The sequence below is a fragment of the Pandoraea sp. E26 genome, from assembly GCF_000681415.1.
Lineage (GTDB): Bacteria > Pseudomonadota > Gammaproteobacteria > Burkholderiales > Burkholderiaceae > Pandoraea > Pandoraea pnomenusa.
The window spans coordinates 1-21899 of record NZ_AYXJ01000014.1; the positions used below are offsets into that span (position 1 = coordinate 1).

Sequence of the window (21899 nt, forward strand, 5' to 3'; positions counted from 1 at the left end):
GGCGTGGTCGCCGTGGCGCTGGCCGCGGTGAACGTGTTCGGGGGCTTCCTCGTCACGCAGCGCATGCTGGAGATGTTCAAGAAAAAGGACAAGCCGGCGAAAGCGGCCGAGGGGGACAAGCAATGAGCATGAATCTCGTCACGCTGCTGTATCTGGTCGCGTCGATCTGCTTCATTCAGGCACTGAAGGGCCTGTCGAATCCGAAGATGGCGCGGCGCGGCAACGCGTTCGGCATGATCGGGATGGCGATTGCCGCGGTCACCACGATTGCGCTGATCTACGAACTCCGTCGCCTGATGGGCGGCAACTATTCCGGACTTGCGCTGATTCTGGCTGGGCTGGTCGTCGGTGGCGGCATCGGCGCGTTCGTCGCCCGCAAGGTCGAGATGACGAAGATGCCGGAGCTGGTCGCGGCAATGCACTCGCTGATCGGTCTGGCGGCTGTGTGCATCGCGGTGGCCGCCGTGGCGGAGCCGGCTGCATTCGGCATCGTGCCGGCGGGCGAGACGCTGCTGCCGCCGGGCAACCGCATCGAGCTGTTCATCGGCACGTTCGTGGGCGCGATCACGTTCTCGGGCTCGGTCATCGCCTTCGGCAAGCTCTCGGGCAAGTACAAGTTCCGACTGTTCCAGGGCGCGCCGGTACAGTTCACGGGGCAGCACACCGTGAACCTGCTGCTCGCGATCGCGATGATCGGCTTCGGCGTGATCTTCTTCCTGTCGCAAAGCTGGCTGCCGTTCATCCTGATGACGGCCATCGCCTTCGTGCTCGGCGTGCTCATCATCATCCCGATCGGCGGCGCGGACATGCCGGTGGTCGTATCGATGCTGAACTCCTACTCGGGCTGGGCGGCCGCGGGGATCGGCTTCTCGCTGAACAATCCGATGCTCATCATCGCGGGATCGCTGGTGGGGTCCTCGGGCGCGATTCTGTCGTACATCATGTGCCGCGCGATGAACCGCTCGTTCTTCAACGTGATCCTCGGCGGCTTCGGCGCGGCGCCAGGCGCGAGCGCCGCCGGCGGCGAGCAGCAGCAACGCCCGGTCAAGTCGGGCTCGCCCGACGACGCCGCGTTCCTCATGAGCAACGCCGAATCGCTGGTGATCGTGCCGGGATACGGCCTCGCCGTGGCGCGCGCCCAGCACGCCCTCAAGGAGCTGACCGACAAGCTGGTGGAGAAGGGCGTGAACGTGCGCTACGCGATTCACCCGGTCGCGGGCCGCATGCCGGGACACATGAACGTGCTGCTGGCCGAGGCCGAGGTGCCGTACGACCAGGTGCTCGAGATGGACGAGATCAACGGCGAGTTCGGGCAGACGGACGTGGTGCTGGTGCTTGGAGCGAACGACGTGGTGAACCCTGCCGCGAAGAACGATCCGCAGTCCCCGATCGCGGGCATGCCGATTCTCGAGGCGTACAAGGCCAAGACGATCATCGTGAACAAGCGCTCGATGGCTGCCGGCTACGCCGGTCTGGATAACGAACTGTTCTATCTCGACAAGACCATGATGGTGTTCGGCGACGCGAAGAAGGTCGTCGAGGAGATGGTCAAGGCAGTCGAATGATCGCTTGCGGCCTGGCCGCTCTCGCTTGACCCGATGCGGGGCTGCCACGGCAGCCCCGCGCTACAATGCGCGCTTCTCATTGTCCTCCGAGACCGCGCCATGACCCTCGGCATCGTCGCCGCACTCCATGAAGAAATCGCCGATCTGCTCGCCGAGATGGCCCCCGGGGCGCATGTCGAGCATGTCGGCATGCGCGACTACCACGTCGGAACCCTGCACGGTCACGACTGTGTCATCGTGCTTGCCCGCGTGGGGAAGGTGGCGGCCGCGGCGACCACGGCAGCCCTGATCCATCGCTTCGATGTCGGCGAAATCGTGTTCACCGGCGTGGCGGGCGGCCTCGCGCATGGCCTGTCTGTCGGCGATGTGGTGGTCGCCGACACGCTCGTGCAGCACGACATGGACGCCAGCCCCATCTTCCCCCGGTTCGAGATTCCGCTGCTCGGACGCCATGCGTTCGACGCCGAGGCGCCCCTGCGCGACGCGCTCGCGCAGGCCGCCCGCGAGTGGCTGGCCACCGACATGGCCGACGAGGTGCCGGCGTCGCTGCGCGCACAGTGGCACATGCATGCACCGCGCGTTCATGTGGGACAGATCGCCAGCGGCGACCGGTTCGTCTCCAGCGCGGCGGAAGTCACGCGCCTGCGCGACGCCCTGCCCCGAACGCTTGCCGTCGAAATGGAAGGCGCCGCCGTGGCGCAGGTGTGCCATGAGTACGGGGTGCCGTTCGCGGTGATGCGAACATTGTCCGATGCCGCCGACGACGATGCGCACGTCGACTTTCCGCGCTTTCTGCGCGAAGTGGCCAGCCACTATTCGCACGGCATTCTGCGACGCTTTCTGCTCTCGCGGCACGCATGATCGCGTGCGCCAAAGCGTCAGGCAAAGGACCACGAAAAAGACCGGCCAGTGGCCGGTCTTTTTCGTGACGCCGGAGCGATGGCGGGGCTTACGCCTGCGGCGCGCCTTCGTCCGCCTTGCCCTCGCGCTTGCGCACCGAGCCCGCGATCAGGTCGAAACGGAAAAGGCGGCATTCGAGTGCGCCGTTGTACAGCGGCGTGCGTCGCGATTCGCGCAGACGCATTTGCCCCGGCAGGCTCATGTCGGCGGTCAGCAGAAATGCGCTCCACCCGGTAAAGCGTTGCTTGAGCACGTCGCCGAACGCGCGGAAGAACGCCGCGTCGACGCCATCGGGCTGATTACGCTGGAAACCGCCGCGATTGCCCTGCACGTCGGGCGAATCGCCATCGTCGGCATCGCGCGAGGGGCGTCGGCCGCGCACTTCGATACGTTCGCCGTACGGCGGGTTGGCCACGATGATGCCCGGCCGATCCACCGGCGGCGACATGTCGCGGGCGTCCACCTGTTTCAGGCCGATGTCGCCTACGCCAGCGCGCTCCAGATTCGCGCGTGCCTTGACCAGCATGTCGCCGGAAATGTCGCTGCCGAAGATGGTCGGGGGCACACCGCGCACGCGCGCGTCGCGCTGCGCGTCCATCGCCTGCACTTTCAGCGTTTGCCAGGCCGTGATGTCGTAACCCTTGAGCTTCTCGAAACCGAAACGTCGTCCGGCACCTGCCGGCACGCCCAACGCGATCTGCGCGGCCTCGGCGAGAAACGTGCCGCTGCCGCACATCGGGTCGTAGAGCACCATGTCGGCGGCCGTGTCCGTGCGCCAGCCGGCCAGTCGCAGGATCCCGGCAGCGAGGTTCTCGCGCAGCGGGGCGGCGCCCTTGTCCAGGCGCCAGCCGCGCTTGAACAACGCTTCGCCGGAGGTATCGAGATAGAGCGTGACGTCGGTCGCCGTCAGGAACGCGAACACGCGCACGTCGGGTTGGGCGGTATCGATGTTCGGGCGCGCGCCGGTCTTCTCGCGCAAACGGTCGCAAACGGCGTCCTTGATGCGCAGCGTGACGAATTCGAGACTGCGCACCGGGGCCTTGATGCCCGTGACGTCCACACGCAACGTCTGCTGATAGCCGAACCAGTCTTCCCAGCGCTGCGACAGCGCGAAGGCGTAAATGTCCTGTTCGGTGCGGTAGCCCTGCTGGGCCACGCGCAGCAGCACGCGGCTTGCAATGCGCGAATGCAGGTTGGCCGCCATGCCGGCCGCCCACGGACCGGCGAAATGCACGCCACCGGGCACCTGTTTGCCCACCGAGACGGGCGCCAGACGGCCCAGTTCAGCCAGTTCGGCGGCAAGCGCCTCTTCCAGTCCGCGAGGACAGGGCGCGAAGAATTCGAAGGAAGCCATTTCGATGCGTACGGCCGGCACATGACGTGCCGGCGCAGGGAATAAACCGCTATTGTACGCGTGCCGCGCCGGCCGACATCAGCGGCGCGCCGCCCGGGCAGGCGGCGAGTTTGTGCAGCAGCGTCTCGACGATGGCGTCGGGCGATTCACGGATGTCGATGATCAGCGCGTCGCGCGGTTCTTCCAGCGTGTCGAACTGACTTTGCAGCAAGGCAGGGTCGAAAAAATGCCCCGAGCGCGACGCCAGCCGCTCGCCGATCACCTCGGGGGCGCCCTTCAGGTAGACGAACACCACGTCGCCGTCGTGCTCGCCGAGCACGTCGCGATAGCGCGAGCGCAGTGCCGAGCAGGCGAACACGTGATGACGCCCCGCCAGCCGGCGCGCCACGATCGCTTCACGGATCGCCGCAAGCCACGGCGCACGATCGTTGTCGTTGAGCGCCTCGCCGCGGCGCATCTTCTCGATGTTCGCGGGGCTGTGAAACGAATCCGCGTCCGAAAAACCGCAGCCCAGCCGGTCGGCCAGCCTCTGCCCGACCGTGCTCTTGCCGCTGCCCGATACGCCCATCACCACGACGATCATGGCTCGCCTCCTTGTCACCTGCCGACTTGCGTCGGCGTGTTGCCGGTGTTGCCCGCCCTGCATCGCGACCTCAGACCACCGTCGAGAGGCCAAGCGTGAGCAGCAACGCCACTACCGAAATGATCGTCTCGCAAACCGTCCAGGTCTTGAAGGTCTGCGGCACGGTCATGTTGAAATATTCCTTCACCAGCCAGAAGCCGCCGTCGTTCACGTGCGAGAGGATCAGCGATCCCGCGCCCGTGGCGAGCACCATGAGCTCCGGCTTCACCGTGGCACCCGCGGCGGCCGCGATCGGGGCGACGATGCCGCACGCCGTGGTCATGGCCACCGTGGCCGAGCCCGTCGCGATACGGATCAGCACGGCCACCAGCCAGCCCAGCAGCAGCGGCGAGAGGTGGGCATTGTTGGCCACATCGACGATCGCCTTCGACACGCCGCTGTCCATCAGGATACGCCCGAAACCGCCACCGGCTCCCACCACCAGCGTGATCGTGGCGATGGGCGCGAGACACTCGTTCGTGAACTTCAGGATCTGGTCGCGATTGAAGCCGCGCTGCTTGCCGAACGTGAAGAAACTCACCAGCGTGGCGATGAGCAGCGCCATCACCGAGTTGCCGATCAGGCGCAGGAAGTCGTTGGCGAACGTCTTAGGCGCGAAGATCAGGTCGGCCCAGCTCCCGAGCAGCATCAGGATGACCGGCAGCAGGATCGTGAACAGCGTGATGCCGAAACCCGGCAGACGGTCCATCGGACGATCGGCCTCGACGAATTGCGCAAGCAGCGGATTGTCCGGGTTGGGCACCACGTGGCGCGCCATGAGCTTCGCGAACAGCGGACCGGCGATGGCCGCCGTCGGAATGCCCACGATCAGGGCGTACATGATGGTGTGCCCGATGTCGGCGTTGTAGGCGGTCACGGCCAGCAGCGCCGCCGGGTGCGGCGGAATCAGACCGTGCACGACCGACAGGCCCGCGACCATCGGAATGCCCACGAGCACCATCGACGTGCCGGTGCGCTTGGCCACGTTGAAGGCGATCGGAATGAGCAGCACGAAGCCGACCTCGAAAAACACCGGCAGACCGACGATGAACGCGATCACGACCATCGCCCAATGCACGTTCTTCTCACCGAAGAATCCGATGAGCGTGCGCGCAATGCGCTCCGCCCCGCCGGACTCGGCCATCATCTTGCCGAGCATCGTGCCAAGCCCCACCACGAGCGCGATGTGCCCCAGCGTGTTGCCCACGCCCGTCTCGAACGCCTTGACGATGCCGCCCATGGGCATGCCCACGGCCAGCCCGAGCACCAGCGAGACGACGATCAGCGTGATGAACGGATTCAGTTTGAAGCGCGCGATCAGCAGAATCAGCGCGATTACCGCGACAAGCGCGTACACCAGCAGCAAGTTGCCTTGCACCGCGACCATGGGGGAGTCTCCTCGTTTGGCTAGTTGGGCGAATGCCCGAGGGGCTTGCGCCCGATTATTGGAATCCTGCTTCCTGTTATTCGATACATCGATGCAGCGGGTCGATTCGCGCCGCTCGTCAGCCGCTCATCAGCCGCGCGGCAGCGCGCTCGCGGCGCGGGCCAGGCGCGTAATGCCATCCCAGTCCTTCGCGTCGACGAGTGCCTTGGGCGTCAACCACGAACCGCCCACGCACACCACGTTCGGCTGAGCCAGGTACGACGGCGCCGACTCCGCGCTGATGCCGCCCGTCGGGCAGAACCGCACGTCACGGAAGGGGCCGTAAAGCGCCTTGAGCATCGGCACGCCGCCTGACGGCTCGGCCGGGAAGAACTTCACCGTGTCGTAGCCGTCGGCCAGCGCCGCGAGAATGTCGGACGGCGTGACCACGCCGGGCAGCAGCGGCAGGCCGGCCGCCCTGGCGGCCGCGCCCAGCGCGGGCGTGTAACCGGGCGAGACGCCAAAGCGTGCGCCCGCGGCCACGGCCCGCGCCATCTCTTCCGGGCGCGTAAGCGTGCCCACGCCCACGATCAGTTCGTCGGACAGCCCGGCCACATGGCGAATGACGTCCATCGCCGCCGGGGTCCGCAGCGTGATCTCGAGCACCCGTACGCCGCCGGCAAGCAGCGCGCGCGAGACCTGCTCGCCCTGCTCGATGTTGTCGAACTGGAGCACCGGAACCACGGGGCCGGCACGAACGATGTCATTGATGTCCATTACGTTTTCCTTGAATGCAGCGACGTGCCCCGCACGTCACTCGGTACCGAAGAACACGGAAGCGCCGGTCTCCGCCGCGCCGACGGCGGCGCGCATGTGACCGAAGAGCAGACGTCCGGTGTCGTCACCCGAGACCGGCACCGGCGCCGCCTCGCGCGCCGACCATGCGTGCGGGGCCACTTCCGCGTGCAGCATGCCTGCGTTCGCATCCAGCACGATCAGATCGCCGTCGCGCACCCGGCCGAGCGGGCCGTCGGCGGCAGCCTCGGGCGACACATGAATCACGGCCGGCACCTTGCCCGACGCGCCGGACATCCGGCCGTCGGTCACGAGCGCCACGGCAAACCCTTCATCCTGCAAGACGCCCAGCAGCGGGGTAAGGCGATGCAGCTCGGGCATGCCATTCGCGCGCGGCCCCTGGCCACGCAGCACCACGACCACGTCGCGATGCAGTTCGCCTGCATCGAACGCGGCCTGAACCGCTTCCTGCGAAGTAAATACGCGCGCCGTTGCGGCCACGCGCCGATGTTCCGGCTTGACCGCCGACACCTTGATGACGCCGCGCCCCAGATTGCCGTGCATGAGCCGCAGTCCGCCATCGGCGGCGAACGGCTCGGCATGACCGCGCAACACGTCACGATCACCACTGTAGGCGCTCCCTGCGCGCCACGCCAGCCCCTCGGGCGAGAGCCACGGTTCGGCACGGTAGCGCGCCAGGCCCGGGCCGGCCACGGTCCGCACATCGGCGTGCAGCAGTCCCGCGTCGAGCAGTTCGCCGATCAGGAAGCCCATGCCGCCGGCCGCGTGAAAGTGGTTCACGTCGGCCTTGCCGTTCGGGTAGACGCGCGCCATGAGGGGCACCACGGCCGACAGCGCGTCGAAGTCGTCCCAGTCGATGACGATGCCCGCGGCACGCGCCATGGCCACGAGGTGCAGCGTGTGATTGGTCGAGCCCCCCGTGGCCAGCAGGCCGACGATGCCGTTGACGACGGCCCGCTCGTCGACCACATGGCCGATGGGGGTGTACTCGGCCGTGTCCGCGCCGATGGCCAGCACGCGCGCCAGGGCCGCGTCGGTGAGCGCGTCGCGCAAGGGCGTGTGTGGGTGCACGAACGCCGCGCCGGGAAGATGCAGGCCCATGATTTCCATGAGCAGCTGGTTGCTGTTGGCGGTGCCGTAGAACGTGCAGGTGCCGGCGCTGTGATACGCCTTCGATTCGGCGTCGAGCAGCGCGTCGCGCCCAACCTTGCCGGTCGCGTACAACTGCCGGATCTTCGCCTTGTCGTCATTCGACAGGCCGCTGGCCATCGGGCCGGCCGGCACGAAAATCGTCGGCAAATGGCCAAATTGCAGCGCGCCGATAACGAGGCCCGGCACGATCTTGTCGCAGACGCCGAGCATCAGCGCGGCGTCGAACATGTTGTGCGAGAGTGCCACGGCCGTGCTCATCGCGATGACCTCGCGCGAGAACAGCGACAGCTCCATGCCCGCATTGCCCTGCGTGACGCCATCGCACATGGCCGGCACGCCGCCCGCGACCTGCGCCGTGGCGCCCAGCCGGCGGGCCGCTTCGCGCAGGCGCGCCGGGTACTGCTCGTACGGCTGGTGCGCCGAGAGCATGTCGTTGTACGCCGTGACGATGCCAACGTTCGGGCGACGCTGCTCGCGCAGCATCAGCTTGTCGTTGGCGGGCATGGCGGCGAAACCGTGCGCCAGGTTCGCGCAGGACAGCGCGCCACGCTGCGGAAAGCGGCCAGCGCTCGCGTCGATGCGGGCGAGATAAGCCGCACGGCTGTCACGACTGCGCGCCGCAATGCGCGCCGTAACGGCCATCACGGCCGGGTGCAGGGGCTTCGTTTGCTCAGACGTCATGCCGATGGGGCGGTGCGATGCACTCAGGGTAGGGGCGATTGGGAGCGGAGTTTAGTAGAAATTCTACACACCATCAATCAAAAGCCATCCGCATTCGGGGTTTTACCGATTATTTTCTTGTATTTACCTATCTTTTTGCCGTATTGAGAAATAAACATCCACAATATGAAATTGCAAATTTATGTAGTTTTTGTACAACTTCAGGGCAATGCCGACGGAATTCCGCGTCGGGATACGGTGCGGCGCCACGCCGCACGGGTGCTATAGTGGTCGCCAGACGCCGGACCCGCCGCGCGCCCAGACGGCGCTCGACCTCACGGCGAAACGGGGAAATGGCGCGTGGCGACGTTCCAACGTCTCACGCGCCTGCTTTTGTTGGTGCCTGCCATGCTGAACCGAATTGAAGCCACGCTGACCCAGTTGCGTCCGTCCGAGCGCAAGCTCGCGACCTACGTGCTCGACGCGCCGCGCGAAGTCGTCGACCTGTCGATGAACGAACTCGCCGAGCGCGCCAACGTGAGCCAGCCGACGATCGCGCGCTTTTGCCAGGCGGTCGGTTGCAGCGGGTACCGGGAATTCAAGATCCGCCTGGCGCAGGGCATCGCCCAGGGCGTGCCGTTCGTGCACCGCGACGTGCGGCCCGACGAGCCGGTGCCCGGCATTGCCGGCAAGGTGCTCGATCGCACCATCGGCAGCCTGATGCAGGTGCGCAACAATCTCTCGCCCGACAGCATCGGGCAAGCCATCGATCTGCTCGCCCGCGCGCGCCGCATCGAGTTCTACGGCGCGGGTGCGTCGGGCATCGCCGCGCAGGACATGCAGCACAAGTTCTTCCGTCTCGGCGTGCCCTCGGTGGCCTACAACGACCCGCACGTCTACGGCATGTCCGCCGCGCTGCTCGGCGAAGGCGATGTGGTCGTGGCGATCTCCAACACGGGGCGCACGCAGGATCTGCTCGAAGCCGTCGGGCTCGCGCGCGCGGCCGGCGCCAGCGTGATCGCGATCACGCACAGCAATTCGCCGCTTGCGCGTCAGGCGAGCGTGGCGCTGTTCGCGGACGTCGATGAAGACACGGACGTGTATTCGCCGCTCACGTCGCGCATCTCGCATCTGGCCATCGGCGATGTGCTGGCGGTGGGCATGGCATTGCGCCTGGGCGACCGCCTGCCGTCGCAACTCGCGCGCGCGAAGGAAGTGATCAACCGGCGTCGCACCGGGATCGACGGCAAGCCATCCACGGCGCGCGGCGGCACCTGAAAAGTCGCGAAGCCGATGATCTGAACGCAGGGCGCTGGAAGCGCGCGTCGTGCCCGCGGGGCTGGGTTTCGTATTGCACGAAACTCAGCCCTTCGCGTTTGCGCGCTTGCCGTCGAGATGCCGGCGGCGAATGCGGCCGTCGGATTCCGGGTCATGCCGGGTTACGCCGGGTTACGCCGGTCTACGGCGGATCACGCCGGATCGAGTATTCAGCCTTGCCGCGCCTGCGGGTTGACCGCATTGCGCAGCGACCCGCCGCCGAGCGCGGCGATCAGGTTGTCGGCGGCGCACGACGCCATTGCATGGCGCGTCTCGTGCGTGGCGGAGCCAATGTGGGGCAGCGCCACCACATTTTTCATTGTCAGCAGCGGTGAATCGACCGCCACCGGCTCTCGTTCGAAGACATCCAGGCCTGCGGCGCGCAAATGTCCCGACGCGAGCGCCCCGATCAACGCCGCTTCGTCGATCACCTTGCCGCGCGCCGCGTTGATGAAGATCGCCCCGCGCTTCATTTGCGCAAACTCGTTCGCCCCGATCAGGCGCTCCGTCGCAGGCGAGAGCGGCACGAGCGTCACGACGAAGTCGGCTTGCGCGAGCAAGTCGGGCAACGCCCGATGTTCGGCGCCGTAGGCCGCTTCCGCGGCCTCGTTGCGCGATCGGTTGCTGTACAGCACCTTCATGCCGAAGCCGAGCGCGGCGCGGCGCGCCACGGCGCCGCCGATGCGCCCCATGCCGACGATGCCCAGCGTCTTGCCGTGCACGTCGGTGCCGAAATGCGCTTCGCCCAGACTTGCCTTCCAGCCGCCTGCCTTCACCAGCTCGGCGAGCTCGACCACGCGTCGCGCGCTCGACAGGATCAGCGAGAAGACGGTATCCGCCGTCGTCTCGGTGAGCACGTCGGGCGTATTCGTGAGCACGATGCCGCGGCGCGTGAGATCGGCCACGTCGAACTGATCGTAGCCCACCGAAATGGTCGCCCACGCCTTGAGCCGGGGCGCCGCATCGAGCAACGCGGGCCCGACGTTCAGGCCAACGCCGATGGCACCGTCCGCACGGCCGAGCGCCGCCATGAACGCGGCGCGATTCCCATCGTTCACACCATCGAATTCCGTGAGCGAGAACGCCTCGGCCAAACGGGCCCGCACATCCGGAGGGACGCCCTTGTACAACACCACTTCCGCACGACTCATCGTGTTCACTCCTGGGGAAGATTGCCGCCGAACGCCACGGGCGACATGGCCGGCAGACCCGCTCGGCGCGACCGGCACGCGGCGGCCTCACGGCATCACGGCATGACGGCATCACGGCATCACGCCGTTGCGACACTACCGCACCACTAAGAAAACATCACAGCGACGCGACGGCGGGATTCCCACGTCGCGACGGTACGATTACGCGCCACGGGCCTCGGCGAACGCACGCTCGAGAAAATCGAGACGGTCCTGCCCCCAATAGGGCTGGCCCTCGAAGACGAACCACGGCGCGCCGAATACGCCGCCACTCGCCGCTTCCTCGGTATTGGCGTCGTAGGCGGCCTGCACGCTCGCCCCGTTGGACGCTGCAAGCAGCGACTTGCCGTCGAACTTCAGCGCGTCGGCAATCGCCTGCAGCGTGGCATCGTCGGCAATGTTGCGCTCCTCGACCCAGAGCGCCTTCGAAATGGCGCCCGTCAGCGCCAGCGCCTTGTCCGTGCCTAGCGCCAGTTGCGTCGCCACGATCAGCCGCGCCGCCGGGTCGCCCGCGACAGGGAAGAACTTCGGCTGGGGATTGAGCGGCATGCCGAGATATTTCGACCAGCGCGCCAGCTCGACGAGGCGATACGCCTGTCGCTGCGGCGCGCGCTTGGCCAGCGGCAGACCGCCGGAGCCGGCGAAGACGCGCCCCAGGTCCATCGGCTTGAGTTGAATCTGCACGTCGTAGCGGCGCGCGAGGTCGATAAACCGCGCGTGCCCCAGATACACGTAAGGCGACGGCGGTGACACAAAGTAGTCGCAGGTCAGGCTCACGTCAGACTCCTCTCGACAGTCGGTGAATCGCGCCCTATCGGCGCGCGAAATGGGTCACAACACGGGTAACACGACAGGCACTACGACGAATCGGGCGTCGAACGAGACAGCATGCGACGCCGAGCACGACGCAGGGCCCTATGCCGACGCAACGCATCGGTGACGACACTCCCGCCACCGACGTGGCGCATCAGAACGGCTTGACCACGGCGAGGATCACCGCGCCCAGCAACCCGAGCACCGGGAATTCGTTGAAGTAGCGATACCAGCGGTGCGAGTGCGTATTGCGCCCGGTCTCGAACTTGCGCAACAGGCGGCCGCAGGCATGGTGATAGCCGAGCAGCAGCACCACGATCAGCAGCTTGGCGTGCAACCAGCCGCCGTGACGACCGATGCCGTAGTACAGCCAGAGAATCAGACCGAAGGCGAGCGCGGGCACCGCGAGGATCGTCATGAAGCGGTAGAGCTTGCGCGCCATGAGCAGAAGACGTTGCGTGGCCGCGGGATCGCTCTCCATCGCCAGGTTGACGAAGATGCGCGGCAGATAGAACAGACCGGCGAACCACGAGGCGACGAAAACGATATGAAACGCTTTGATCCAGAGCATCGGGGACGGGGCGGCCCGCACGCAGGCCGTCGAATATTTTGAACAGCAAGCAATGTACAACAATCCGTCACATCGCGAGACGCACCCTCGCGCCGGACCAGCCGGGCGCGCTGCGGCAAATCGACGCGATCCCGTTCGGCGGGGGCTCGCACCCCGCGCCTTGCCCTCGCCTGCCCGCCGCCCCGCCTCCGAGGCGGGTGCCTCGTTGCGTCTCGCCCGCCAAAACATCCCTCCCGCGCCGCTGCCGCCGGTTTCGGCAACGCCCACGCACGCCTGTGCCAGAATACGGACCATATTGGTTTTTCCGCCCCCATCGGCGTCACGCGCCGGTCACTGGCTCCCGCATGAGAATTCTTGGCATCGACCCCGGACTGCGCGTCACCGGCTTTGGCGTACTCGAAAAGCACGGCAACCGTCTCCAATATGTGACGAGCGGCGTCATTCGTACCGGCGAAGGCACGTTGCCCGCGCGGCTGCGCATCATCTTCGAGAGCGTGGCGGAACTCGTCGACACCTACCGGCCCGATCAGGCCGCCATCGAAAAGGTGTTCGTCAACGTCAACCCGCAATCCACGCTGTTGCTCGGGCAAGCGCGCGGCGCGGCCATCACCGCGCTGTCGGTCGGCGGTCTCGAGGTGTTCGAATACACGCCGATGCAGCTCAAGCAGGCGGTGGTCGGCTACGGACGCGCCCGCAAGGAACAAGTGCAGGAAATGGTCACGCGACTGCTCACCCTGTCCGGCACCCCGGGGAAAGACGCGTCCGACGCGCTCGGCGTGGCGATCTGCCACGCCCACAGCGGCGAAACCTTCTCGGCCCTGGCCGACGTCTCCCCCGCACTCGCGGCGAAGGGCCTGCGCGTGCGGCGCGGGCGGCTCGTCGGCTAGGCGTCGCAGGCCCGACATGCCTCGCAGGCCGCCCGGTCGTCCCGCCCCGGCAAGCCACGCCTGAAGCGCTACAATGCAGCCATGATCGAAACCGACAAACTCGCCGCCGAGCGCATCATCGCGCCGACCCCGGCCTCGCCCAACGAGGAAGCCTTCGAGCGCGCGCTGCGCCCCAAGCTGCTCGACGAATACGTCGGCCAGCGCAAGGTGCGCGAACAGCTGGAAATTTTCATCGAGGCGGCGCGCAAGCGCGCGGAGCCGCTCGACCATGTGCTGCTGTTCGGCCCGCCCGGCCTTGGCAAGACGACGCTCGCGCATATCGTCGCCCGTGAAATGGGCGTGCATTTGCGTCAGACATCGGGCCCCGTGCTCGAACGTCCGGGCGACCTGGCCGCGCTCCTGACCAACCTCGAAGCCAACGACGTCCTCTTCATCGACGAAATCCACCGGCTCTCGCCGGTCGTCGAGGAAATCCTGTATCCGGCGCTCGAGGACTACCAGATCGACATCATGATCGGCGAGGGCCCCGCCGCGCGCAGCGTCAAGCTCGACCTGCAACCGTTCACCCTCGTGGGTGCGACCACCCGGGCGGGCATGCTGACCAACCCGTTGCGCGATCGCTTCGGGATCGTGGCGCGCCTGGAGTTCTATACGGCCGACGAACTGGCCGGCATCGTGCGTCGCTCCGCCGGACTGCTCGGCGCCGCCATCGTCGACGACGGCGCCTTCGAGATCGCCCGTCGCGCGCGCGGCACGCCGCGAATCGCCAACCGCCTGCTGCGCCGCGTTCGCGATTACGCCGAGGTGAAGGCCGACGGCCGCATTACCGCGGCGGTCGCCGACGCCGCCCTGTCCATGCTCGACGTCGATCCGGTCGGCTTTGACGTGATGGACCGCAAGCTGCTGGAAGCCGTGCTCCACAAGTTCGACGGCGGCCCGGTCGGTGTGGACAACCTCGCCGCGGCCATCGGTGAAGAGCGCGACACCATCGAAGACGTGATCGAGCCGTTTCTGATTCAGCAAGGCTTTCTGCAACGCACGCCGCGCGGACGGGTGGCCACCCTGGCGGCCTACCGCCACTTCGGACTGGCCGCCCCCGGCAGCCTGCCGGACACCGGCTCGCTCTGGTCGCAGGACGCCGACGGCAAGTAGCGCGCCGCACACATCCCGCCATCTCCTTCACCCCGACAGCCGCATGTCCCTGCACGACGACCTGCCCACCCCGCCGCCATCCACGCCGTTGCGGCCCGCCGGACCGGTCGTTGGCGTGTCGGGACGCGTGCGACATGCCATCGCCATGCGCCTCGTGAGCCTGACGTCGGGGCCCGGTGCGCCGCGCCTGAATTACGACACACCGCCTGGCGATCCCGGCCTGTTCGGCCCCGACGCGGCCTGCTGGCAGGTACACGGCGACTTCACCTCGATGATGATCGGCGGCATCAGCGCGTTGCTCCTGCAATCGCTGCATCCGCTCGCGATGGCGGGGGTCTGGGACCACTCGACGTTCCGGCAGGACGTGATAGGCCGCCTGCGCCGCACCGCCACCTTCATCGGCGGCACCACGTACGGCAACACGGCCGACGCGCAGGCGCTGCTCGAACGCGTGCGTCGCATCCACCTCCAGGTCACGGGCATCGCGCCGGACGGCCGCCCGTACGCGGCGTACGATCCCGACTTGCTCACGTGGGTGCACGTGGCCGAGACGTCGAGCTTCCTGCGCAGCTATCTCGTCTACAAGGACCCGGGATTTGCACGCAGCGAGCAGGATCGCTACTACGCGGAGGTCTCGCGCATCGCCGTCGCACTCGGCGCGCGAAATGTGCCGATGAGCGTTGCCGACATCGACGACTACCTCGCCGGCATGCGCGCTCGGCTTTGCGCGAGCGAGCGCACCGAAGAGGTCGTGCGCGTGCTGCGCAATCTTCCGGCACCGTTCGCCGGCGCGCAGGTATTCAGTGGCCTGTTGTTCCGCGCGGGCATCGACCTGCTGCCCGACTGGGCGCAATCGATGCTGGGCTTCGACGATCGTTCGGCGCTACGCCGCCTGACGGTGCGGCCGGCCGTGCGTCACATGGCGCAGGTCGCGCGCTGGTCGATGCGCAACAGCGTCGCCCACCGCGCACGTCGGCGTGCGCTGGCGTCGCCCGACGTCGTCAACGTGCAGCCGTCGCTCGAGCGCTGACGGCTGGCGTCGCCTTCACACCACGCGCGGGTCCACGCGGTCCGCAGCCTGCCCCGGTCGGTCATTGCTTTCGTCGCGCACCGTATCGTCGAGGTGCGTGACGTCGGCCCAGCTCAGGACCTGCCAGCGCTGTCCGTCGTAGGCCAGTCGATTCACGCTTGCATTGAGCAGCGCATGGGTGCGCGGCTCGCCCAGGGCGAGCCCCGTGGCCAGCCGGTAGCAACAGTCGAGCACGCCGCCGTGCGCCACCAGCGCGAGACGTTGTCCCGCATGGTCGCGCAACAGTTGTTTGACGAACGCGGTGATGCGTTCATGGAACCCCCGCGTCGACTCACCGCCCGGAATCACGAAGTCCGGATCGCGACTCTGCCAGCGCGCGTAGTCCTGCGGATACAGTGCCTGGATCTCGTCCGGCACGTGCGTTTCGAAGGCGCCGTAGTGACGCTCGCGCAATTGCGGCGTGCGCACGAGCGGCAAGCCGCACGCGCGTGCAACGGGCTCCGCCGTTTGCACCGCGCGCCGCAGATCGCTCGTGAGCACGTGATCGAACACCGTTCCGTGCGCACGCACCTCGCGCGCCACACGCTCACCCAGCAACGCCGCCTGCCGCTCGCCCGCACGCGACAGCGCAATGTCCGTATGCCCCTGAATCCGCTTCACGCGGTTCCAGTCGGTTTCTCCGTGACGAATCAGGGTGAGCGTCGTGGTCTTGCCGGTCATCGAAGCCATTGCGTGGTGATTGTGTTCGGGAGTGACGAAGCGCCGGACCTCAGGCCAACTTCGGATTGAGCGTGTAGGTGCCCGTCACGCGCGCGCTGCCAAGCACGTGCGGCTTGATGGCGGCGAGCACGTCGTCGCCACCGAAGCGGCCCTCCAGCGGCACACGTTCGACGTCGAGGGCATACACGGTGAAGTGATAGTGGTGAAGCCGCGTGTCGTTCCACGGCGGGCACGGGCCGTCGTAGCCATAGTAGTCGCCCTTCATGCTCTCGTCGGCCGCGAACCATGCGGTGTAGTCGTTCACGCCGTGACGCATGCCGTCGAGCGCGTCCGGACCGAACTTGCCGCGCGGCGTGACGTGATTGCTGTGACTCGCCGCCGGAATTTCCGTGGTCGACGCCGGCACGTCGACAAGCACCCAGTGGTAGAAATCGACGCGCGGCAGATCCGACGGAACCTCCCGGCCCTCCTGGTTGACGTCGTCACCGCGGCTGGGCACGTCGCTGTCGGTGCAGATCACCACGAACGAACGCGTGCCTTCGGGGACGTCCGACCACGCGATATGGGGATTCTTGTTCTGCGACAGCGCAACATGCGACTGCGCATCCGGTTTGCCGAAGGCGAACTGGGCGTCGATGGCGCCATTGTCCTCGAACGAGTTGCTCCAGACTTTCATCGGTTTCTCCCAAGCATTGTGATTTCGGAACCGGTCGACGTTATCACACCGATGCGAATCACGTGCATGAGCTCGCGCAAATCCGCATGATTCCAGATGATTCCGAGCGATTTTCGAGATGGATCCGGGCGGGTACCCTCGCACCGTCCTCGCCTTGGCGCGCGGCGACGCCGCAGGCCGCGCGGCACGGGCAGGAACGTCGAGGCCGTCGGGAAGGCCCTGAAGGCCCCGGAAGACCTCCGAGGCTGCTTGACGCTGCTTGACGCTGCTTGACGCTGCTTGAGGCGGCTTGAGGCTTTCGGAGCGCCGAGCGCGCGCCCGAAGGCGCTTCGCGTCAGGCCCCGTCAGGACGCGTCTGAAGCCAGAACGTGACGGGCCCGTCGTTCACGAGCGACACGCGCATGTGAGCGCCGAACTCGCCCATCTCCACAATGGGATGACGCGCTCGCGCCTGTGCCACGAAATGATCGAAAAGCCGCTGGCCGTCGGCCGGGCTGGCCGCCGGCGTGAAGCTCGGACGGGTCCCGCTGTTGGTGTCGGCCGCCAGCGTGAACTGCGAAACGAGCAGCAACCCGCCGGCCGCACCGTTGCCGTCGAGATTCGACACGCTGCGGTTCATCTTGCCCGCGTCGTCGGAGAAGACGCGGTAGCCGAGCAGCTTCGCGAGCAGTTTGTCGGCGCTCGCTTCGGTATCGCCGCGCTCGGCGCACACCAGCGCGAGCAACCCCGGGCCAATCGCGCCGACGGTGCGCCCGTCGACCGTCACCGCGGCTTCGAGCACACGTTGAATCAGCGCGATCATGATTGCGGCCGCAAAGGCAAAGACAACGGCCGAATCGGTGCGGTGCCCACGCTCAGGCGAGCGTCACGCGGGCAAAGCGGCGCTTGCCGACCTGCACGACGTAAGTCCCGGCGTCGATCTTCGCGCCCTTGTCGGAAACGGCTTCGCCGTCGATACGCACGCCGCCCTGCTCGATGTTGCGGTTGGCTTCCGACGTCGAGGGCACCAGACCCGCCTGCTTGAGCAACTGGGCAATGCCCAGGGGGGCGCCTTGCAGGGAAACTTCCGGAATATCGTCCGGCACGCCGCCCTTGGCACGCGCGTTGAAGTCCTCGAGCGCGCGCTCGGCGTCGGCCTGCGAATGGAAGCGCGCCACGATTTCCTGCGCGAGCAGCACCTTCACGTCGCGCGGATTGCGGCCGCCGTCCACGTCGCGGCGCAGTTGCGCGATCTCGTCGAGCGAACGGAACGACAGCAGCTCGTAGTATCGCCACATCAGCTCGTCCGAGATGCTCATGAGTTTGCCGAACATCTCGCTCGGCTTCTCGCTGATGCCCACGTAGTTGCCCTTGGACTTCGACATCTTCTCGACGCCGTCGAGTCCCTCGAGCAGCGGCATCGTGAGAATGCACTGCGGCTCCTGGCCGTACTGCTTCTGCAATTCGCGACCGACCAGCAGGTTGAACTTCTGGTCGGTGCCGCCGAGCTCGAGATCCGACTCCAGCGCGACCGAGTCGTAGCCCTGCATGAGCGGGTAGAGGAATTCGTGGATGGCGATGGGCACGCCGCTCTGGAAGCGCTTGGTGAAGTCTTCGCGCTCGAGCATGCGCGCCATGGTGTAGCGCGAGGCAAGCTTGATCATGCCGTCGGCGCCCAGCTTCATCGACCATTCGCTGTTGTAGCGAATCTCGGTCTTGCTGCGGTCGAGCACCAGCGCGGCCTGCTCGAAATAGGTCTTGGCATTCGATTCGATCTGCTCGCGCGTGAGCGGCGGACGCGTGCTGTTGCGCCCCGACGGATCGCCGATCAGCGACGTGAAATCGCCAATCAGGAAAATGACCGTATGCCCCAGGTCCTGCAACTGGCGCATCTTGTTGAGCACCACGGTGTGGCCGATGTGAATGTCCGGCGCCGTGGGGTCCAGACCCAGCTTGATGCGCAACGGCTTGCCGGTGGCTTCGCTGCGCGCCAGCTTCTGCAGGAACTCCTCTTCCACGAGCAGCTCGTCGCAACCGCGCTTGGCGATCGCCAGAGCGGCCCGCGTGGCATCGGTGACGGGGTACTTCATTTCCGAGGTGAGTGCGTGTTCACTTGTCATAACATCATTGTCCAGACTGCTTCAGGGGATTCCCTTATTCAGTCAGTAAAGGCGGAGGCCGCGGCGGGTCTGCTATAATCGCCGCTCAATTCTCGGCTCGGGCCGAAGCGACGCCGGGTTGCCCCGGAATTCCGGCAGGCAATCTCGAAGCGTGTCGCTCCGCCCGGGCTTTTTCGTAAGTTGCGCAGAATTTTACGTGATGTGGCCTAAACTCCGTGATTTTTTTGCGCGTGAACTGCTGACCCTGATCGATCCCACGCAGCCCAAGCACCGTCGCAGAAAGGTGCAAATCGTGGCAACGGTCGGTTCGGCCCTGACGTTGGGAATGGTGACTGCATTCGGCGTGGCGCCCATGGTGCCCGAAGCGGCCCGCAACGGTGCGAGCGTGACGCTGCCGCTGACCTTCCCCGACCTGGCCCGGCAAATCCAGCAGCTCGACGCGCAATCCCAGACATTCATCCACCAGGTGGCGCTTCGGCGTGGCGAAACGCTGGGCGACATGCTCTCGCGCCTGTCGATCCAGGACCCCGCCGCCGAGCGCTTCATTCGCGACAATGCCGTCGCCCGACGCCTGATCGGCGTGCCCGCCGGGCAGGTCGTGCAGGCCGAAACCGACGACGACGGCAAGCTGGTCTCGCTCTCCACCGTGCTCTCGAGCGGCGCCACCGCCGCCCAGCAACTGGTGATCGAGCGCGACGACAAGGGCACGCTGCGCGCGCGCATGGAGCAACTGGCCAACGACACCGAATGGGCCATGCGCTCAGGGGCGATCGCCGGCAACTTCTTCACCGCCATGGACGACGCGGGCGTGCCCGATGCCGTCGTCGCGCAGATGGTCAGGATCTTCTCCGGCGTGATCAACTTCCAGCGCGACGTGCGCCGCGGCGATCGTTTCCGCCTCGTGTACGAAGTGATCAAGCAGCAGGACCGGACCGTTCGCACGGGACGCGTGCTCGCCATCGAGTTCATCAACCAGGGCAAGACACATCAGGCCATCTGGTACGCGGACCCGCAGGGCTCGCCCGAGGGGGCGTACTACGGCTTCGACGGCCGTAACCTCAAGCAGGCGTTCCTGCGCACGCCGGTCGAGTTCTCGCGGATTTCGTCGGCTTTCGGCGGACGCGAGCATCCGTTCCAACACCAGTGGAAAAAGCACCAGGGCGTGGATCTGGCCGCACCCATCGGCACCCGCGTGTTCGCCGCGGGCGATGGCGTGGTCACGTTCGTCGGCAAGCAGAACGGCTACGGCAACCTGATCGAGATCGATCACTCCGGCAACTTCCAGACGCGCTACGCCCACCTGTCCGGCTTCGGCCAGGGTGTGAAGGCCGGCATGCGCGTCACGCAGGGCCAGGTCATCGGATTCGTGGGCCAGACGGGCTGGGCAACCGGCCCGCACCTGCATTACGAATTGCGCCTCAAGGGGGTGCCGCTCAACCCGTTCTCGACGGACGTGGCTGCTGTAGCGCCGCTCACGGGCGCTCGCCTGAAGCTGTTCGACATGTACGCGGAGAACCTGCTCAAGCGCATCGACCTGATGCGCACCGTACAGGTCGCCGAGCGCGATTGAGGTATGCTGGAGACCGCACTGTGCGGGTAACGCGACGGGCTGCCGGATAGCCCGCGCGTCGCCCGCTCGGTGCGGCACCGATTTCCCCGGCTCCCATCCGCCCGCGCTTTCCCATGACCGACACCGCTCGTTCCATCGCCGCTTCGGCATCCTCCGGGTCAACGTCCCAATCGCCCTGTTTCATCGGCCTGATGTCCGGCACCAGCCTCGACGGCGTCGACGGCGTGCTCGTCGACGCGTCTGACGGCCGCGTGCTTGCGGAATCGTACCTCCCGTTCCCCCGCGACCTCCGGGAGACGCTGATGGTGCTGCAGGCGCCATCGGAAAACGAGTTGCACCGCGAAGCCCTGGCCGCGAATGCGCTGGTACGCATCTATGCCGACTGTGTCAACGAACTGCTCTCCCGCTCGGGGGTACGCGCCGAGGCTGTCGCCGCGATCGGCGCCCATGGGCAGACGATCCGGCATCGTCCGGGAGAATTCGACGGCGTGGGGTACACGCGCCAGCTCAACGCGCCCGCCCTGCTCGCCGAGCTCACGGGCATCGACGTGGTGGCCGATATTCGCAGCCGCGATGTCGCCGCCGGCGGCCAGGGCGCTCCGCTCGTGCCCGCCTACCACCAGGCCATGTTCGCCCATGCGAGCGAGACGCGCGTCGTCTGCAATCTCGGCGGCATCAGCAATGTGACGATTTTGCCGGCACTGGCGTCTGCGCAGCCGGTCTCGGGCTTCGACTGCGGACCGGGCAATGCGCTGCTCGACGGCTGGGCGGCGCGTCATTTGGGCACGGCCTACGACGATGGCGGCGCGTGGGGTGCGGGCGGACAGGTCGACCCTGCCCTGCTCGCCGCGCTGCTCAACGAGCCTTACTTCGCCCAAAGCCCGCCCAAGAGTACCGGCCGCGACCTGTTCCACGCCAAGTGGCTCGACGCGCATCTGGCGGCCTTCCCCGGCGTCGCGCCGGTCGACGTACAGGCCACGCTCGTTGCGCTCACGGCGCAGTGCGTGGCGAGCGACGTACTCCGCCACGCACCCGACTGCCGGGGCTTCTACGCCTGCGGCGGCGGGACGCGCAATCGCGCGCTCATGCATGCCATTGCGGCCCGACTTCCCGGCATCACGGTCGCGACGACCGAGGCGCTGGGCGTGCCGCCGCAGCAGGTGGAGGCACGCGCGTTCGCGTGGCTCGCGCAGCGCTGCGTGGCGCGGGAGCCCGGCAACCTTCCGTCCGTCACCGGCGCGAAGGGTCCGCGCATTCTTGGCGCGATTTATCCGCGCTGAACCACGGGTCGAACACTGCGTCCGTCATCCGCGGCGGACCGCTTCGCCCGCCCCCGCCCTTGTGAGACGCAGCCCAAACGCCGAAGGACGGCACCCAAATGCGGTGCCGATTTTCGGGGTTCGTGATTCCATGTGCCACTCTTGAAGCGTCATTTCGAC

The 21899-nt window shown here is 66.9% G+C and carries 21 protein-coding genes; 9 read left to right on the forward strand and 12 right to left on the reverse strand.

All coding sequences use genetic code 11. The features are described from left to right. The 3 genes from W930_RS26915 to W930_RS0110030 form a co-directional block, all read left to right on the forward strand. On the forward strand, window positions 1–126 hold a 126-nt coding region (locus W930_RS26915), incomplete at its 5' end, for a proton-translocating transhydrogenase family protein (RefSeq protein WP_036655834.1). Then, window positions 123–1565 (forward strand): NAD(P)(+) transhydrogenase (Re/Si-specific) subunit beta, encoded by a 1443-nt coding sequence (locus tag W930_RS0110025; protein WP_023873156.1) that lies wholly within the window; start codon window positions 123–125, stop codon window positions 1563–1565. The genes W930_RS26915 and W930_RS0110025, both read left to right, overlap by 4 nt. Before the next feature lie 99 nt (window positions 1566–1664). Next, window positions 1665–2426, forward strand: coding sequence for a 5'-methylthioadenosine/adenosylhomocysteine nucleosidase (locus tag W930_RS0110030; RefSeq protein ID WP_023873155.1), 762 nt, complete (start codon window positions 1665–1667; stop codon window positions 2424–2426). 88 nt (window positions 2427–2514) lie between these two features. On the opposite strand, the gene W930_RS0110035 is transcribed toward W930_RS0110030, so the two are convergent. The 5 genes from W930_RS0110035 to edd all read right to left on the reverse strand — a co-directional run bounded on the left by W930_RS0110035 (window position 2515) and on the right by edd (window position 8456). Beyond that, entirely contained in the window at window positions 2515–3819 is a 1305-nt protein-coding gene (locus W930_RS0110035; RefSeq protein ID WP_023597479.1) for a class I SAM-dependent RNA methyltransferase, read from the reverse strand. A gap of 49 nt (window positions 3820–3868) precedes the next feature. Next, window positions 3869–4402 carry a gluconokinase gene (locus W930_RS0110040; protein ID WP_023597480.1) on the reverse strand — a complete coding sequence of 178 codons (534 nt, stop codon included), beginning with the start codon at window positions 4400–4402 and terminating at the stop codon, window positions 3869–3871. Between the two features lie 70 nt (window positions 4403–4472). After that, window positions 4473–5828 (reverse strand): GntP family permease, encoded by a 1356-nt coding sequence (locus tag W930_RS0110045; RefSeq protein WP_023597481.1) that lies wholly within the window; start codon window positions 5826–5828, stop codon window positions 4473–4475. Window positions 5829–5957: 129 nt separating this feature from the next. Further along, complete coding sequence (eda, locus tag W930_RS0110050) at window positions 5958–6584, reverse strand: bifunctional 4-hydroxy-2-oxoglutarate aldolase/2-dehydro-3-deoxy-phosphogluconate aldolase (RefSeq protein WP_023597482.1); 627 nt, start codon at window positions 6582–6584, stop codon at window positions 5958–5960. A gap of 36 nt (window positions 6585–6620) precedes the next feature. Then, a complete protein-coding gene (gene edd / locus W930_RS0110055; protein WP_024788524.1) occupies window positions 6621–8456 on the reverse strand; it encodes a phosphogluconate dehydratase in 1836 nt (611 codons plus the stop codon). A 387-nt stretch (window positions 8457–8843) separates the two neighbouring features. Between edd and W930_RS0110060 the strand changes: the two genes are divergently transcribed. After that, window positions 8844–9713 (forward strand): MurR/RpiR family transcriptional regulator, encoded by an 870-nt coding sequence (locus W930_RS0110060; protein ID WP_023873150.1) that lies wholly within the window; start codon window positions 8844–8846, stop codon window positions 9711–9713. 209 nt (window positions 9714–9922) lie between these two features. Here W930_RS0110060 and W930_RS0110065 read toward each other — a convergent pair whose 3' ends face one another. The 3 genes from W930_RS0110065 to W930_RS0110075 all read right to left on the reverse strand — a co-directional run bounded on the left by W930_RS0110065 (window position 9923) and on the right by W930_RS0110075 (window position 12326). Then, the gene (locus W930_RS0110065; RefSeq protein ID WP_024788523.1) at window positions 9923–10903 is read right to left on the reverse strand and encodes a D-glycerate dehydrogenase; all 981 of its coding nucleotides are present in this window, start codon (window positions 10901–10903) and stop codon (window positions 9923–9925) included. 201 nt (window positions 10904–11104) lie between these two features. Continuing rightward, the gene (locus W930_RS0110070) at window positions 11105–11719 is read right to left on the reverse strand and encodes a 2-hydroxychromene-2-carboxylate isomerase (protein WP_023597486.1); all 615 of its coding nucleotides are present in this window, start codon (window positions 11717–11719) and stop codon (window positions 11105–11107) included. Between the two features lie 190 nt (window positions 11720–11909). Further along, window positions 11910–12326 carry a CopD family protein gene (locus W930_RS0110075; RefSeq protein ID WP_023597487.1) on the reverse strand — a complete coding sequence of 139 codons (417 nt, stop codon included), beginning with the start codon at window positions 12324–12326 and terminating at the stop codon, window positions 11910–11912. 344 nt (window positions 12327–12670) lie between these two features. Between W930_RS0110075 and ruvC the strand changes: the two genes are divergently transcribed. The 3 genes from ruvC to W930_RS0110090 all read left to right on the forward strand — a co-directional run bounded on the left by ruvC (window position 12671) and on the right by W930_RS0110090 (window position 15395). Further along, on the forward strand, window positions 12671–13213 hold the full coding sequence (gene ruvC / locus W930_RS0110080) for a crossover junction endodeoxyribonuclease RuvC (protein ID WP_023597488.1): 543 nt from the start codon (window positions 12671–12673) through the stop codon (window positions 13211–13213). Between the two features lie 81 nt (window positions 13214–13294). Next, a complete protein-coding gene (gene ruvB / locus W930_RS0110085) occupies window positions 13295–14365 on the forward strand; it encodes a Holliday junction branch migration DNA helicase RuvB (RefSeq protein WP_023597489.1) in 1071 nt (356 codons plus the stop codon). Between the two features lie 43 nt (window positions 14366–14408). After that, window positions 14409–15395 carry an oxygenase MpaB family protein gene (locus tag W930_RS0110090; RefSeq protein ID WP_023597490.1) on the forward strand — a complete coding sequence of 329 codons (987 nt, stop codon included), beginning with the start codon at window positions 14409–14411 and terminating at the stop codon, window positions 15393–15395. Between the two features lie 15 nt (window positions 15396–15410). On the opposite strand, the gene W930_RS0110095 is transcribed toward W930_RS0110090, so the two are convergent. The 4 genes from W930_RS0110095 to tyrS all read right to left on the reverse strand — a co-directional run bounded on the left by W930_RS0110095 (window position 15411) and on the right by tyrS (window position 18890). Beyond that, the gene (locus W930_RS0110095; protein WP_369798648.1) at window positions 15411–16124 is read right to left on the reverse strand and encodes a histidine phosphatase family protein; all 714 of its coding nucleotides are present in this window, start codon (window positions 16122–16124) and stop codon (window positions 15411–15413) included. A gap of 40 nt (window positions 16125–16164) precedes the next feature. Beyond that, window positions 16165–16791: a YbhB/YbcL family Raf kinase inhibitor-like protein gene (locus W930_RS0110100; protein WP_023597492.1), complete on the reverse strand. Its 627-nt coding sequence runs from the start codon at window positions 16789–16791 to the stop codon at window positions 16165–16167. Between the two features lie 334 nt (window positions 16792–17125). Next, window positions 17126–17593, reverse strand: coding sequence for a D-aminoacyl-tRNA deacylase (gene dtd / locus W930_RS0110105; protein ID WP_023873147.1), 468 nt, complete (start codon window positions 17591–17593; stop codon window positions 17126–17128). A gap of 52 nt (window positions 17594–17645) precedes the next feature. Next, window positions 17646–18890, reverse strand: a complete 1245-nt coding sequence (tyrS, locus tag W930_RS0110110) for a tyrosine--tRNA ligase (protein WP_023597494.1) — start codon at window positions 18888–18890, stop codon at window positions 17646–17648. A gap of 199 nt (window positions 18891–19089) precedes the next feature. On the opposite strand from tyrS, the gene W930_RS0110115 reads away from it, so the two are divergent. Together W930_RS0110115 and W930_RS0110120 are read left to right on the forward strand one after the other, a co-directional pair. Continuing rightward, a complete protein-coding gene (locus W930_RS0110115; protein WP_023597495.1) occupies window positions 19090–20460 on the forward strand; it encodes a M23 family metallopeptidase in 1371 nt (456 codons plus the stop codon). Between the two features lie 113 nt (window positions 20461–20573). Continuing rightward, the gene (locus W930_RS0110120; RefSeq protein ID WP_023597496.1) at window positions 20574–21740 is read left to right on the forward strand and encodes an anhydro-N-acetylmuramic acid kinase; all 1167 of its coding nucleotides are present in this window, start codon (window positions 20574–20576) and stop codon (window positions 21738–21740) included. Window positions 21741–21899 lie beyond the last annotated feature (159 nt).